The following is a 14690-nucleotide window of genomic DNA, read 5'->3' as shown; positions in this document are numbered from 1 at the left end:
CACAATATTAACCATCCCGAGTTCACTTATGAAATACACCCTCCAGGAAGGTTCGTTTTCCCTTTATCCTGCTGCCTGGCAGGATAACAGTATGAATATTATTCGCGATGACGAAAGCGGATTATCCGTGGTGGTCAGCCGCGGCGTCATTCCGGACGGCAGTGACTACGAACAAGAGTTTCACCGCCAGTGGGATGTGCTGCGTCCTCAGATGGGCGAAATTGCTCAGAGCGAATTCCGGAATGTAAAAGCCGGCCCTGACGGAAAAATTAATGGGCTGGAAGTTGAGACCACCTTCGACAGTAACGGGCAACGCCTGTGGCAAAAACAGCTGGCCGTACAGACGCCGGGCAAACCGGTATTGATGATTTTTACCCTCTCGGCACTCAGAGCGTTCACCGAAGAGGACGAGGGGCGCTGGAGCGCGCTTAAGCAAAGTCTGACGCTAAACGACAACCGGAATGTGTAAGGCATGAGCGATAACAACGCGGCCCGTAAGGGCGACGAGATTATTCACTCCAGCATTTTTGCTGACATCACCAGCATTGTGGCGGAAGGTGCCGCCTATGCGGTGATCGGTGCGGCGGTTGGCGCTGCTGCAACCGTAGCGGCGCCACTGCTGGGGGCGGGGGCCGCGGCAGCAGGCGTGGCGGCAATTGGATCCAGCTGTCTGTTAAGCGGGATTATCGGCGGCGTGCTGGCGAACGTGGCAGGGATCACTGACAATATCAGCAATGCCGCGGAAGGGTTGGGCAATGCGCTTTTCCCTCCGTCGCCTGCGGGCAAAATTACCACCGGTTCGAATAACGTTCTGACGAATGCGATCCCCGCCGCGCGCGCGGCCGGAACGCTGACGCCTGCGGATACCCCTTCCCCTGAACCGCAGTCTCCGGGCAGTTTTGCCGATTACGCAGGGATGCTGCTTTCCGCCGCCGGACAATTTGGCAGCGAAATGTGGCAGCCGAGCGTGGCCTCTGCCGCGGCGGGGACCTCGCCACTGGAAGAAGACAAGGTGGCGTGCGAAAAACACTCCGGGCCGCAGTATCTGGCGGAAGGCTCCAAAAGCGTCTTTATCAACGGACAGCCTGCGGTGCGCGCGAAAGATCGCACCACCTGCGAAGGCACCATTTCCGACGATGTCTCCCCGAACGTGATCATTGGCGGCGACACGCTTACGGTTCGCGATATCAAAAGCGGTAAAACGCCGGGACTGGCGCTGGGGATGATTGCGCTCTCCCTGCTGCGCGGACGTCCGGGCAAGATTCTGAAAAACATGCCCTGCGCGCTGGCGGCGGCCGGCGGCGGGATGCTGGCCGATATGGCCGTGAATGCCGTGTTTGGCTCCTCGCATCCGGTTCACGCCGCCACCGGCGTAAAGGTACTGAATGACGACGATGAACTCGATTTCTCGCTGCCGGGGCGCTTCCCGCTTCGCTGGCAGCGCAGCTATAACAGCCTGACCACCCGCGAAGGGCTGTTCGGGCTGGGCTGGGCAACCCCCTTTGACAGCTATCTGACGCTGGAAGAAAACAACGCCACCTGGTTCGACGAAACCGGGCGTGAGCTGAGCTTCGAGCTGCCGCCTGTCGACCGCGCGTTTTACAGCATCAGCGAAGGCATCATTATCCGCCGTAATGAAAATGGCGACGTGGCGATAGCTGATGACGACGGTGCGGTGTGGCGTCTGTACAAACCAACCCGGGCAAACCCTGCTGTTCTGCGTCTGGCATCTCTCAGCGACGAATACGGCAACGCGCTGCTGACGACGTGGGATGAGCACGGCAGGCTGGTTGGTCTTCACGACGAGCCACGGGCAATAGATGTTACTTTGCGCTATGAAGATGAACGTTTCCCGCAGCGCGTGACGTCGGCGAGCCATTTCGACGGCAACCGTTCCTGGCCGCTGATGCAGTGGCGCTACGATGCGGGCGGCCAACTGGCGAGCGCGACAGATGCCTCCGGCGTGGTAACGCGTGAATATCGCTATAATGACCGCGGCCTGATGGTCTGGCACCGCCTGCCTGGTGGGCTGGAGAGTGAATACCGCTGGCAAAGATTCGACCACTGGCGCGTGGTGGAAAACCGCACCAGCACCGGCGACGGGTGCCGCTTTAGCTATGATTTAGCCGCCGGGCTGACGACCGTCGAGCACTACGACGGCCAGACGCGTAAGCACTACTGGAACGCGCAAAATCTGATTGTCCGTTACGTTGACGAGCGCGGTGAAAACTGGCGCTACGAGTGGGATGACAACGAACTTCTGACCCGTCGCGTCGATCCCCTCGGCAATGCCGTTACCTTTGTCTACGACGAAATGGGCAACCGGGTGCAGGAGATCGACGCCGACGGCAATACCCGTACCACCACCTGGCTGGAGCACCGCGCGCTTCCGGCGGCCATTATCGAAGCCGACGGCAGCGCGACCCGTTTCTGGTACGACGAACATCACGGCCTGAAGCGCGTGGTCGACCCGATGGGGCAGACCATGCTGCTGCACCGGGATGAGTTTGGTCAGGTGGTTGAGGAGGTCGATGCCACCGGAAACAGCCGCTATCAGGAGTATAACGACGCCGGGCAGATGGTACGTGCGACGGACTGTTCCGGGCGCATTACCCGCTACCGTTATCATCCGCTCGGCTGGCTGGTGGCCGAGACTGGCGCCGACGGCGAAGAGACGCGCTATCGCTACGACGCGGCAGGACGTCCGGTACAGCTCGATCGTCCGGAAGGCTGGACGGAGTCACTTGCATGGAACGAGCGCGGCCTGCCGGTGAAGCATGCGGGCGCTGACGGGAAAGAAAGCGAGTTCAGATACGATGACGCAGGGCGCTTAACCGCCACCCGCAATACTCAGGGGGAAGAGGTGCGCCGCCGATGGGACAGCCGCGGGCGTCTGGTTGCCCTGGAAAACGAAAACGGCGAAGCGTACCGGTTCCGCTGGGGCGCGGACTCGCTGCTGCTGGAAGAGACAGGGCTTGATGGCGTAGCCTCGCAGTATTGCTACGACGCCTGCGGGCGCACGATAGCGCGCACCTTTGCCGCCGGTCATCCGGAGGCCATCACCCACACCTTCGCCTGGAGTGCAAGCGGCCAGCTGGTCGCCCGCACCACGCCGGAAGGCCAGACCCGCTATCATTACACACCATCCGGGCTATTAAGCCGGATCGGGCTGCATCCGGCGCTTTCAGCCGACGCATGGGCCACCGAGGCCGAGCAGGAGCTTGCCTTTGACTATGACGCGCTCGGTCGCGTGACGCGCGAGGCGGGCGAACACGGCGAGCTGGCGTGGGAGTATGACGCGCTGGGCAACCGCACCTCCGTCACGCTGCCCGATGGCCGCGAGCTGAAACAGTTCTACTACGGCAGCGGGCATCTGCTCGGTATTGCCCTCGATAAGCTGTCGGTCTCTGATTTCACGCGCGACGAACTCCACCGGGAGACCAGCCGCACTCAGGGGCTGCTGACCACCCGCAGCGAGTACGACCGTCTCGGTCGACTGCATCGCCGGGATGTATTCACTGGCAATGCCCAACGCCCGTCGCCGCGCCGCTGGTCTCGCCGCTGGGATTACAACTACCGCAATAACCTGGTGCGGGAAGAGCGGGACGATAATCCGTTCAGCTGGTACCGCTGGCAGTATGACAGTGCCGGGCGCCTGCTGGTTCAGGACGGCTCGCTGCCCGGACAGGAGCAGTGGCGCTGGGATGCCGCTGGTAACCCGCTCGAAGGGGCTACTGAGAAGGTCACGCATAACCGCCTGACGCAACTGAACGGCATTCGCTGGCGTTATGACATTCACGGCCGCACCGTGGAGAAGGATAACGGCCAGACCCGGTGGCACTACCGCTACGACGGCGAGCACCGCCTGACGGAGGTCATCAGCCAGCCGCGGGATCGCAACAAACCGCAGACGCAGGTCAACTTCCGCTACGATCCGCTCGGACGACGGATCAGCAAAACGCGTCGCCAGATGCTGGGCGGGCAGCCAACCGGCAAGCCGGTCACTACCCGTTTTGTCTGGGAGGGGTTCCGCCTGCTGCAGGAAGTGCACGGGGATGTGCCGCTGACCTACGTCTACAGCGATCAGGACAGCTACGATCCGCTGGCGCGTATCGACGGCGTGGATGCCCCGGAAATCTTCTGGTTCCACTGTCAGCCCAACGGCACGCCGGAGCGGATGACGGATATCGAAGGGCAGGTGCGCTGGGAAGGAGTGAACAGCGCCTGGGGCAAGCTGCTGCGGGAAAGCGAAACGCAGGTATCAGGATATTCTCAGAACCTGCGTATGCAGGGGCAATACCTGGATCGTGAGACAGGGCTGCACTACAATCTGTTCCGGTATTACGACCCGGACTGCGGAAGGTTTACGCAGCAGGACCCGATAGGGCTGGCGGGGGGGATAAACCTTTACCAGTATGCGCCGAATGCGCTGGGGTGGGTGGATCCGTGGGGGTTGAGTTGCCGTAAAAAATTTATGGGAAGGACCCCGGGAAAAAATAGTAAGACTGGACGTGAAGTAATCGCACGAATGCGAGGAGAAGGACGTATTCGTGGTACGGGCGATAGGATGCAATTTAAAAGCTCAACTGATGGTAAATGGTACCGTATTCAGGATGCGGACATGGCTCATTTAACAGATGCAGTTAAATACTGGAATCAGAAGGGTGGCTACTATGGGCCTAAATCTCGTGAGGTCAGAGCCTTTATGAGAGATTCCAGAAATTATGAGCTTGAATATTATGGCCACAACCGGTCTCAGGGAGCTCTGCTACCTGATAGATATAAAGATTCCGCCGATTTTATTGGCCCACAGGAAAAATCCCAATATTTCCAATGAAGGAGCATTGTTCCATGAAAGACCTTGAAGACCCAAAAATTGAATCCGAAATTAACTCCTTTGTTGAAAAAGGAAACGAGTTTCACGATGAAAAAAAATACGCCGAGGCTTTAGAGCAATATCAAAAAGCTTGGAAAGCTCTCCCTGAGCCAAAGCTTGAATGGGAGCTCGCCAACTGGATCTCTGCATGCATGTACAGCGCATATTTTGATCTCGCGGATTACGTTGAGGCAAAGAAATGGGGAGAGACGACATTACGGACACGTGGTTCGGATATAGATACTGCACCATTAATCGACCTGGGTATGGTCTGTTACGAGCTGAATCAATTCGATGAAGCGTATAAATATTTTAACGATGCTTATAATTACGGCAAAGAACGAGCATTTCAGGATAGACCTAAAAAATACCTTGAGTTCTATCTGCGCAAGAGGGCTTAAATTCGTTAACTTAAAAAAAATCCACGCCAGGGCGTGGATTTTTTCCTTACAAAACAAATCAGACGTTAAACAGGAAGTTCATCACATCGCCATCTTTAACTATGTAATCTTTCCCTTCCGCACGCATCTTGCCTGCTTCTTTCGCGCCTTGCTCACCCTTGTAGGTGATGAAGTCTTCAAACGCGATAGTCTGCGCACGAATAAAGCCTTTCTCGAAGTCGGTGTGGATCTTACCGGCCGCCTGAGGCGCAGTTGCGCCCACAGGAATCGTCCACGCGCGCACTTCTTTCACGCCAGCGGTGAAGTAGGTCTGCAGGTTCAGCAGCTCATAGCCTGCGCGAATTACGCGGTTCAGACCCGGCTCTTCCAGACCCAGCTCGGCCATGAACTCTTCACGGTCAGCGTCGTCCAGCTCGGCGATATCAGATTCAACGGCAGCGCATACAGCCACAACGACAGAACCTTCCGCCGCGGCGATTTCACGCACTTTGTCCAGATACGGGTTGTTCTCGAAACCGTCTTCATTAACGTTGGCGATGTACATGGTTGGCTTCAGGGTCAGGAAGCTCAGGTATTTGATCGCCGCCTTGTCTTCTTCCGTCAGGTTTTTCAGCGCGCGCAGCATGCCCGCGTTTTCCAGCTGTGGCAGACATTTTTCCAGCGCAGCCAGTTCCGCTTTCGCGTCTTTATCGCCGCCTTTGGCTTTCTTCTGCACGCGGTGAATCGCGCGTTCGCAGGTGTCGAGGTCAGAGAGCGCCAGCTCGGTGTTGATGACCTCGATGTCGTCAGCCGGATCCACTTTGTTGTTGACGTGGATGATGTTGTCGTTCTCAAAGCAGCGCACAACGTGGCCGATCGCTTCGGTTTCACGAATGTTGGTCAGGAACTGGTTACCCAGACCTTCACCTTTGGAGGCGCCTTTTACCAGGCCCGCGATGTCAACGAACTCCATGGTGGTCGGCAGAATGCGCTGTGGCTTCACGATCTCCGCGAGCTGGTCCAGACGCGGGTCGGGCATTGGCACAACCCCGGTGTTCGGTTCGATGGTACAGAACGGGAAGTTCGCCGCTTCGATACCCGCTTTGGTAAGCGCGTTAAACAGGGTGGATTTGCCCACGTTTGGCAGACCGACGATACCGCATTTGAATCCCATTTCTAAATCACCTTAATATCTTGATAATCAATCCGTTAACGATAACCGATTGATGAAAAGTAAATTACTCTGCCTATTATACACGTAACCCGCATCACGCGCGGTAAAAAAGCCGTATCGGGCGGATTATTGCGCTTTGAAAGCGTGCAGGCGGTTTGTCGCTTTGGTTAAGCCATCCTTCAGCCAGATTTCAGTGCAGCGCACCGCTTCGTCTACCGCCTCGTCAATCAGTTTCTGCTCAGAAACCGGGGGCTTACCTAACACAAAACCAACAACTTTGTTTTTATCGCCCGGATGGCCGATTCCTACGCGCAAACGGTGGAAATTCGGGTTATTGCCCAGCTTACTGATAATATCTTTCAGACCGTTATGGCCCCCGTGCCCGCCGCCCAGTTTGAATTTTGCCACGCCGGGTGGGAGGTCCAGTTCATCGTGAGCCACCAGAATTTCATCCGGATTGATGCGATAAAACGTTGCCATTGCCGCCACGGCTTTACCGCTCAGGTTCATAAAGGTGGTGGGTACCAGCAGGCGCACATCTGCGCCAGCAAGGTTGATACGTGAGGTATAGCCGAAGAATTTAGGTTCTTCGCGCAGGGGAGCACGCAACCGCTCGGCCAGCAGATCAACATACCATGCCCCGGCATTGTGGCGAGTGGCCGCATATTCTGCGCCCGGGTTGGCGAGGCCGACAATCAGTTTAATCGTCACGATTCAATTCCTAATGGGTTCCAGATCTGGCGCGTAGTTTACTGTCTGGCGCGCCGCTTGACAAAATTCTGCAATCGTCACGGCGAAAGTCGAATAATTACTCATCTGAACAATTAGAATTTCAAGCTGTTCAACGCCTTATTTGTAAACTTTTGTTTGGGAGTTATCCGTAAATGTGATCATTCACGCAACTCATAAAAGAGGCGCTGTCTATACTTTACACACAAGGATTAGGGGCTTTTCCCCTGACAACCCAAAGTTCCGGAGGTGACACATGAAACGCAAAAACGCTTCGTTACTCGGTAACGTGCTGATGGGGTTGGGGCTGTTTGTGATGGTTGTCGGCGTGGGTTATTCAATTTTAAACCAATTGCCGCAGCTTGATCTCCCGCAATACTTCGCGCATGGCGCGGTACTGAGCATTTTCCTCGGTGCAGTATTGTGGCTTGCCGGGGCGCGCGTGAGCGGACATGAGGAAGTCTGCGATAAATACTGGTGGGTGCGCCATTATGATAAACGTTGTCGCAGGGATCAGCACAAGCACAGCTAGTACCTGATAAAGAACACCGAACGACTCCCGAGGGAGTCGTTTTTTTTTGCATGTAGTATTGACCCTCACGTAACGTAAGGCTCCAGAGTGTGTGCACTGGCAAAGTAAAAAGGAGCAATTATGTTGATTCAGGTGGGTGAGCTTGCGAAACGGGCCGGGATCACCGTGCGGACATTGCATCACTATGAGCAAACAGGGTTGTTGCTGCCTTCTGCCAGAAGTGCGGCAGGTTACCGGCTTTACAACCTGGCAGATGTCCAGCGTCTGCACATGATCCAGACGCTGGCAAAAGCGGGGCTGGAACTTGCTGAAATCAGGGATTTTCTGGAACAGGCGTCGCTGTCGTTAACCGAGTTACTCGATGCGCAAATCACGCTGTTGGATAAACAGCTTTGCAGCATACATACGCTGCGCGACCGGCTGGTGGAACTGCGCACCGGGCTTCGCGACGATGCGACGCCGGATCTGGAATCCTGGCTACAGACGCTGGAGTTAATGAATATGTACGATCGCTGGTTTAGCAAAGAAGAGTTACAGCAGCTGCCGTTTGCGGTGCAGAAGGAGGCACTGACGGCTATCTGGTCAGGGCTGGTTACAGAGGCCAACATACTTCTGGAGCAACATATCCCCGTTACGGATGCGCGAGCCATGGAGCTGGCGACGCGCTGGATGGAACGCCTGGAGCAGGACACGGCGGGCAAGCCGGAGTTTCTTACCCGGCTGAACGAAATGCACAGCGTTGAGCCGCAAATGCAGGCGCAGACTGGCATCACGTCGGAGATGACGGAGTACATTACCCGGGCGTTTGCTGAATCTAAGCTCAACATATGGGAGAAGTATCTCACCGCCGAAGAGATGGCCTTTACCAGGGCACACTATTTTGACCGCATGATGGAGTGGCCGCCGCTGGTGGCGAAACTGCATCAGGCGCAGCGGAAAAGTATCGATCCTGCCTGTGAGGAGGCGCAAAAGCTGGCTGAAAACTGGCTGGCGTTATTCCAGTCGTATGCGGGAACAAACCCGGAAACCCAGCAAAAGTTTCGCGCGGCCATGCAGCAGGAGCCGCAGCTGATGAAAGGAACATGGATGTCGCCTGCTGTGCTTGCATGGCTCCAGCAGGCCATCGGGATAATGATGCAGAGACGCTTCTCCGCATCAGGTGAATCACAGATCCGCTAACGCCGCTTCACGGTTAGGGTAGAAGGAGAGTCGGCCAGGGATCGGCTGTACGCCCGCGCGCGCCATGGTGCGCAGCGGCTGGAATTCCAGGTTACTCACCCGCAGCTCGCAGCCTTCCGGCAGACGTTGTACGAAGCGCTGGAAGGCGTCCAGGCCACCGGCATCCAGCACCGGTACGGCATCCCATTTCAATACCACAATCCGTTTGCCCGCGATGCGGGTTTCCAGTTCGCTGAACAGGCCTTCCGCTGCGGCGAAGAACAGCGGGCCAATTACGCGCAGCACCAGCACATCATCAGGCACCTCTACGTTGACCGGCGAAAGGCGCGTCATCTGTGCAATGCGGCGCATAAACAGCAGGGAAGCCAGCACGATCCCGACGCTGATGGCGATAACCATATCGAACAGCACCGTCAGCGACATACAGATCAACATTACGATGATGTCGTCTTTTGGTGCACGACGCAGCAGGTTGACCACCTTATGCGCCTCACTCATGTTCCAGGCCACCATCAGCAGCAGCGCGGCCATAGCGGAAAGCGGCAGCCAGGAGAGCAGCGGGGCAAGGATCAGCAGAGCGAGGATCACCAGCACGGAGTGGATAACCGCCGAAACGGGGGAGGTTGCTCCCGCGCGCACGTTCGCCGCTGAACGGGCGATGGCTGCCGTTGCGGTAATACCGCCAAAGAACGGGGCGATGAGATTGCCTAACCCCTGACCGACCAGTTCGCTGTTGGCTTTATGTTTGGTGCCGGTCATGCCGTCGAGCACGACGGCGCAGAGCAGCGATTCAATGGCCCCCAGCATTGCCATAGAGAATGCGGCGGGAAGCAAGGCGCGCAGGGAATCCCAGCTTAAGGTAAAGCTGGAGCCAGGCATGTCCCACGGCAGTACCAGTTGCGGTAACAGTTGCGGAATGCCGCTACCCTGAGAACCGTCCGCCAGCACATAGTGGAACTGCGAGCCGATTGTCGCGACATGACCACCGAACATATTGACGATAGCCATTACTGCGCAACCCAGCAGCAGCGCGGGAAGGTGACCCGGCAGACGAATCCCTAAACGAGGCCAGACAATCAGCGTACCCAGCGTCACAATCCCGATGGCGGCGTCGCCCAGGTTGGCCGTAGGCAGTGCCATAAACAGCGCGCCTACTTTTTGCAGATAATGTTCCGGTACGTGAGGCATCTGCAGACCGAGAAAATCTTTGATCTGCATGGTTCCGATGGTGATCCCGATCCCTGAGGTGAACCCGAGCGTGACGGAAAGGGAAATGTACTCAATCAGGCGGCCAAAGCGGGCCAGGCCAAAGAGAATCAAAAACAGGCCTGACATCAGGGTGGCAACCAGCAGGCCTGCAAGACCAAACTGTTGCGAAACCGGGTAGAGGATCACCACAAAAGCGGCGGTCGGGCCGGAGACGCTGAAGCGTGAACCACCGGTCAGGGCGATGACAATCCCGGCAACGGCTGAGGTGTAGAGGCCGTACTGAGGTGCAACGCCGCTACCAATCGCCAGCGCCATCGCCAGCGGTATGGCGATAATGCCGACGGTGATCCCGGCAATCAGGTCACGGACAAAACGTGACGAGGTGTACTTCTCTTTCCAGCAAGCGTCGATGAGGGCGCGAAAGGGCAGAACATGTGAGGAGGCTACGTTTTTCACAATTATCTATCATCCGAGTGCGCATCATCTGTCATATGAATGGCAGGTGAAGGAGGCATTGATCATACAAATAAAACCTAAAGACAAAAAAACCCGCCGCAGCGGGTTTTTCGGCCGTGTTCGATTAGTGTTCGAACATTGCAGAGATCGATTCTTCGTTGCTGATACGACGAATCGCTTCGGCCAGCATCCCGGACAGGGTCAAGGTACGCACGTTTGGCAGTGCCTTGATCTCGTCGCTCAGTGGAATGGTATCGCATACCACAACTTCGTCAATGACGGAGTTACGCAGGTTGTTTACCGCATTACCGGAGAAGATCGGGTGAGTTGCGTAAGCAAATACACGTTTCGCACCACGTTCTTTCAGCGCTTCAGCGGCTTTACACAGCGTGCCACCGGTATCGATCATATCGTCAACCAGTACGCAGTCGCGGCCAGCAACGTCACCGATGATGTGCATCACCTGAGAAACGTTAGCGCGTGGACGACGTTTGTCGATGATCGCCATGTCGGTATCGTTCAGCAGCTTAGCGATAGCACGGGCACGTACCACGCCGCCGATGTCCGGAGAAACCACGATCGGGTTGTCCAGGTTCAGCTGCAGCATGTCTTCCAGCAGGATTGGGCTGCCGAATACGTTATCAACCGGGACGTCGAAGAAGCCCTGGATCTGCTCTGCGTGCAGGTCAACGGTCAGTACGCGGTCAACGCCGACGCTGGAGAGGAAATCAGCAACGACTTTAGCGGTAATTGGCACACGCGCGGAACGGACGCGACGGTCCTGACGGGCATAGCCGAAGTAAGGGATTACAGCAGTGATACGGCCTGCGGAAGCGCGACGCAGCGCGTCGACCATAACAACCAGTTCCATCAGGTTGTCATTCGTTGGAGCACAGGTGGACTGGATGATGAAAATATCACCACCGCGTACATTTTCGTTAATTTGTACGCTGACTTCGCCGTCGCTAAAGCGACCTACAGCGGCGTCGCCGAGGGAAGTGTACAGGCGGTTGGCAATACGTTGTGCTAGTTCCGGGGTGGCGTTACCAGCAAAAAGCTTCATATCAGGCACGAGAAGAACCTCAGGCATGCGTCCAGTGGTGGATAGCGTTCGCCGCAAACTGTGCGGGCCAGGCGAAGGCTATCCAGGCGGTGTATTAAAGAGCGCGATGCAACGTCTGGAACAGGGTGACGTTGTCACCGAAACTCAGTCTGCGCCAGAATGGCCTGCTGTAGAGGGGAGATGTTCATCCCACGCGCTACAAAACCATGCAGCCAATCCGGCGCTTGCTCAAGCACCTGACGAGCGGCGGATTCGGTGTCAAATTCAGCAAAGACACAGGCCCCTGTACCAGTCAGGCGCGACGGCGCGTATTCTAACAGCCAGGAAAGCACCGCATCAACCTCGCGAAAACGTTTTCTTGCGATATCCTCGCAATCGTTGCTGAATTCACAATTTAATAACGTTTCTATTGACCGAATCGGGGTATTTCTTTTCAGGTCAGGATCTTTAAAGATGACTGGGGTCGGAATGCTCACGCCGGGGTGAGCAACCAGATACCATTTTTCCGGCGGGTTGACCGGGGAGAGGATTTCCCCCACGCCCTCGGCAAAGGCCGCATGACCGCGAACAAACACCGGAACATCCGCGCCCAGTGTCAAGCCCAGGGCGGCCAGTTCGTCCTGCGACAGCCCGCTGCCCCAGAGGTGATTCAGGGCAACCAGCACCGTGGCGGCGTTAGATGAGCCGCCGCCCAGACCGCCGCCCATCGGCAGACTTTTCTTGATACGAATATCCGCACCGCTGCCCGCAGGCAGACGACCTGATTCCGCTGCCGCTTTCATCAGCAGGCGCGCGGCACGCACAATCAGGTTGTCTTCATGCGCCACGCCTTCGACCGGTGTCAGGAGACAAATCTGCCCGTCCTGACGCGGCTCAATGGCGATCGTGTCGCCATAGTCAATAAACTGAAACAGCGTTTGCAGGGTATGGTAGCCGTCAGCACGCTGACCGGTGATATATAAAAACAGGTTCAGTTTTGCCGGAGAAGGCCAGTGGGTCATCATTTAACGATCCAGTTATCCATTTTGAGCTTGATGCGCTGGCTGCCCTGTGTCAGCTCCATATTTGATGGCAGCGATGGTTTACTCTTGCTGTCATAGTCGTTGTATACCACTTTCCAGGTTTTGCCATTCTGGGTGTAGTTGACCTGGCTCAGACGGTACCGATCGTCCAGGGTGTAGTCGGTGGCGTCACCCGGCAGGCCGAGGATCCACTGGCGCAGGCTGTTCAGCGGGATCGGCATCCCGGTCAGCTTGCCAATCATCTCTTCGGCATCGGTCGCGGTGTAGTGCTGGCCTTTATTGTCGGTGATCTGCGCTTCGCCCGGTTTGGCGATAAGCTCCAGTTCGGTGCTGCCGAGCGGGTTCAGCAGCAGCAGGCGATAGTTGTCCTGCCCGGTTTGCTGCCAGAAGAAACGCGCATACACTTTTTGTTCATCAGAGAGATAGGCGAAGGCGCCGCGGGTCTGATACTGGCTCAAATTGCGGACGTCCTGCTGGTGCTGACGCCACTGCGGTGAATCAGGGCTTTTGCCCGGGCCTTTTGGTTGGGTGACAGTACATGCGGTCAGAACCAGTGCCGCCAGAGGCAGCAGGCGAATCAGTCGGGTCATAATGAGGACAAATCCTTGAGATACGTTGCAGTTATAACTGTTAATGCTAGCGTCCCGCAGTCCCACCGTCTACGTTCAAATTATCTCAAAGCAATGCGTAAGCTATTACTCCGAAAGGAGGCGGTCTCTTTTATTGATCTCGCGCATCCTGTATGATGCGTCCTGCTAACCTTATTAACGCTGGTACTACTCCCGCTCAACATGACCCTATTAGCACTCGGTATTAACCACAAAACGGCCCCGGTTTCGCTGCGAGAACGCGTTACGTTTTCGCCGGATACGCTTGACCTGGCGCTGGACAGCCTGCTTGCCCAACCCATGGTGCAAGGGGGTGTGGTGCTCTCGACGTGCAACCGTACCGAGCTATATTTAAGCGTGGAAGAGCAGGATAATCTGCATGAAGCGCTGATCCGCTGGTTATGTGACTACCACAATCTCAACGAAGACGAGCTGCGTAATAGCCTGTACTGGCATCAGGACAATGATGCGGTCAGCCATCTGATGCGCGTCGCCAGCGGTCTGGATTCACTGGTGCTGGGCGAGCCGCAGATTCTCGGTCAGGTGAAAAAAGCCTTTGCGGATTCGCAAAAAGGGCATTTGAAGGCCAGTGAACTGGAGCGTATGTTCCAGAAGTCGTTCTCCGTGGCGAAGCGTGTGCGAACCGAAACCGACATTGGTGCCAGTGCGGTTTCTGTTGCTTTCGCAGCCTGCACCCTTGCACGTCAAATCTTTGAGTCCCTTTCCACCGTCACCGTGATGCTGGTGGGCGCGGGCGAAACCATCGAACTTGTGGCGCGCCATCTGCGCGAGCATAAAGTGAAAAAGATGATTATCGCGAACCGCACCCGCGAACGTGCGCAGGTTCTGGCGGATGAGGTGGGCGCAGAAGTGGTTGCGCTGAGCGACATCGATGAACGTCTGAAAGAGGCGGACATTATTATCAGTTCTACCGCCAGCCCCCTGCCAATCATCGGTAAAGGGATGGTGGAGCGCGCGCTGAAGTCGCGTCGAAATCAGCCGATGCTGCTGGTGGATATCGCCGTCCCGCGTGATGTTGAACCGGAAGTCGGTAAACTGGCGAACGCCTATCTTTACAGCGTTGACGACCTGCAAAGCATCATTTCGCACAACCTCGCTCAGCGTAAAGCGGCGGCGGTACAGGCGGAAACCATTGTTGAGCAGGAAACCAGCGAGTTTATGGCCTGGCTGCGCGCGCAAAGCGTCAGCGAGACCATCCGCGAGTATCGCGGGCAGGCGGAGCAGGTGCGTGATGACCTGACTGCCAAAGCGTTAGCGGCCCTTGAACAGGGCGGCGACGCACAGGCCATTATGCAGGATCTGGCGTGGAAACTGACCAACCGCCTGATCCATGCACCAACCAAATCTCTTCAACAGGCTGCCCGTGACGGGGATGATGAACGCCTGACTATTCTGCGCAACAGCCTCGGGCTGGAATAGCGCCCTATACCCATTTTCTAAG

General features: G+C 56.5%; 12 protein-coding genes. 6 read left to right on the top strand and 6 right to left on the bottom strand.

From position 1 onward, the window contains the following. Positions 1 to 28 precede the first annotated feature (28 nt). Genes ACOTXR_RS11725 through ACOTXR_RS11715 form a run of 3 tightly spaced genes read left to right on the top strand, consistent with a single transcriptional unit; the run spans position 29 to position 5277 of the window. A complete protein-coding gene (locus tag ACOTXR_RS11725) occupies positions 29 to 469 on the top strand; it encodes a DcrB-related protein (RefSeq protein ID WP_014884212.1) in 441 nt (146 codons plus the stop codon). Positions 470 to 472: 3 nt separating this feature from the next. Then, on the top strand, positions 473 to 4837 hold the full coding sequence (locus ACOTXR_RS11720; protein ID WP_421767032.1) for an RHS repeat-associated core domain-containing protein: 4365 nt from the start codon (positions 473 to 475) through the stop codon (positions 4835 to 4837). Positions 4838 to 4851: 14 nt separating this feature from the next. Then, positions 4852 to 5277, top strand: a complete 426-nt coding sequence (locus ACOTXR_RS11715; protein ID WP_058689965.1) for a hypothetical protein — start codon at positions 4852 to 4854, stop codon at positions 5275 to 5277. Between the two features lie 58 nt (positions 5278 to 5335). Here the strand turns inward: ACOTXR_RS11715 and ychF are convergent, their stop codons facing one another. Together ychF and pth are read right to left on the bottom strand one after the other, a co-directional pair. Further along, positions 5336 to 6430, bottom strand: coding sequence for a redox-regulated ATPase YchF (gene ychF / locus ACOTXR_RS11710; RefSeq protein ID WP_023312134.1), 1095 nt, complete (start codon positions 6428 to 6430; stop codon positions 5336 to 5338). A gap of 126 nt (positions 6431 to 6556) precedes the next feature. Further along, complete coding sequence (gene pth, locus ACOTXR_RS11705) at positions 6557 to 7141, bottom strand: aminoacyl-tRNA hydrolase (protein ID WP_014884200.1); 585 nt, start codon at positions 7139 to 7141, stop codon at positions 6557 to 6559. A gap of 274 nt (positions 7142 to 7415) precedes the next feature. Between pth and ychH the strand changes: the two genes are divergently transcribed. Beyond that, positions 7416 to 7691, top strand: coding sequence for a stress-induced protein YchH (gene ychH, locus ACOTXR_RS11700; protein ID WP_008499505.1), 276 nt, complete (start codon positions 7416 to 7418; stop codon positions 7689 to 7691). A gap of 120 nt (positions 7692 to 7811) precedes the next feature. After that, positions 7812 to 8870 (top strand): MerR family transcriptional regulator, encoded by a 1059-nt coding sequence (locus ACOTXR_RS11695; RefSeq protein ID WP_058689877.1) that lies wholly within the window; start codon positions 7812 to 7814, stop codon positions 8868 to 8870. Here the strand turns inward: ACOTXR_RS11695 and dauA are convergent. The 4 genes from dauA to lolB form a co-directional block, all read right to left on the bottom strand. After that, entirely contained in the window at positions 8856 to 10535 is a 1680-nt protein-coding gene (gene dauA / locus ACOTXR_RS11690) for a C4-dicarboxylic acid transporter DauA (protein WP_058689878.1), read from the bottom strand. The genes ACOTXR_RS11695 and dauA overlap by 15 nt on opposite strands. 124 nt (positions 10536 to 10659) lie before the next feature. Next, positions 10660 to 11607 (bottom strand): ribose-phosphate diphosphokinase, encoded by a 948-nt coding sequence (gene prs, locus ACOTXR_RS11685; RefSeq protein ID WP_003856663.1) that lies wholly within the window; start codon positions 11605 to 11607, stop codon positions 10660 to 10662. Positions 11608 to 11732: 125 nt separating this feature from the next. Next, positions 11733 to 12602 carry a 4-(cytidine 5'-diphospho)-2-C-methyl-D-erythritol kinase gene (gene ispE / locus ACOTXR_RS11680; RefSeq protein ID WP_058689879.1) on the bottom strand — a complete coding sequence of 290 codons (870 nt, stop codon included), beginning with the start codon at positions 12600 to 12602 and terminating at the stop codon, positions 11733 to 11735. After that, the gene (lolB, locus tag ACOTXR_RS11675; protein ID WP_045281217.1) at positions 12599 to 13210 is read right to left on the bottom strand and encodes a lipoprotein insertase outer membrane protein LolB; all 612 of its coding nucleotides are present in this window, start codon (positions 13208 to 13210) and stop codon (positions 12599 to 12601) included. Before lolB ends, ispE begins: the two co-directional genes overlap by 4 nt. 201 nt (positions 13211 to 13411) lie before the next feature. On the opposite strand from lolB, the gene hemA reads away from it, so the two are divergent. Further along, positions 13412 to 14668 carry a glutamyl-tRNA reductase gene (gene hemA / locus ACOTXR_RS11670; RefSeq protein ID WP_008499512.1) on the top strand — a complete coding sequence of 419 codons (1257 nt, stop codon included), beginning with the start codon at positions 13412 to 13414 and terminating at the stop codon, positions 14666 to 14668. The last annotated feature ends 22 nt before the right edge of the window (positions 14669 to 14690 follow it).

The organism is Enterobacter cloacae complex sp. IR53030 (assembly GCF_049238365.1).
GTDB classification, from domain to species: Bacteria; Pseudomonadota; Gammaproteobacteria; order Enterobacterales; family Enterobacteriaceae; genus Enterobacter; species Enterobacter kobei.
This window is presented reverse-complemented; position numbering and strand designations above follow the sequence as displayed.

Excerpts from the sequence above, each read along its gene's own strand:
- ACOTXR_RS11725 (WP_014884212.1), top strand. The coding sequence starts at position 29 with ATGAAATACACCCTCCAGGAAGGTTCGTTTTCCCTTTATCCTGCTGCC.
- ACOTXR_RS11720 (WP_421767032.1), top strand. The coding sequence starts at position 473 with ATGAGCGATAACAACGCGGCCCGTAAGGGCGACGAGATTATTCACTCC.
- ACOTXR_RS11715 (WP_058689965.1), top strand. The coding sequence starts at position 4,852 with ATGAAAGACCTTGAAGACCCAAAAATTGAATCCGAAATTAACTCCTTT.
- ychF (WP_023312134.1), bottom strand. The coding sequence starts at position 6,430 with ATGGGATTCAAATGCGGTATCGTCGGTCTGCCAAACGTGGGCAAATCC.
- ychH (WP_008499505.1), top strand. The coding sequence starts at position 7,416 with ATGAAACGCAAAAACGCTTCGTTACTCGGTAACGTGCTGATGGGGTTG.
- ACOTXR_RS11695 (WP_058689877.1), top strand. The coding sequence starts at position 7,812 with ATGTTGATTCAGGTGGGTGAGCTTGCGAAACGGGCCGGGATCACCGTG.
- ispE (WP_058689879.1), bottom strand. The coding sequence starts at position 12,602 with ATGATGACCCACTGGCCTTCTCCGGCAAAACTGAACCTGTTTTTATAT.
- lolB (WP_045281217.1), bottom strand. The coding sequence starts at position 13,210 with ATGACCCGACTGATTCGCCTGCTGCCTCTGGCGGCACTGGTTCTGACC.
- hemA (WP_008499512.1), top strand. The coding sequence starts at position 13,412 with ATGACCCTATTAGCACTCGGTATTAACCACAAAACGGCCCCGGTTTCG.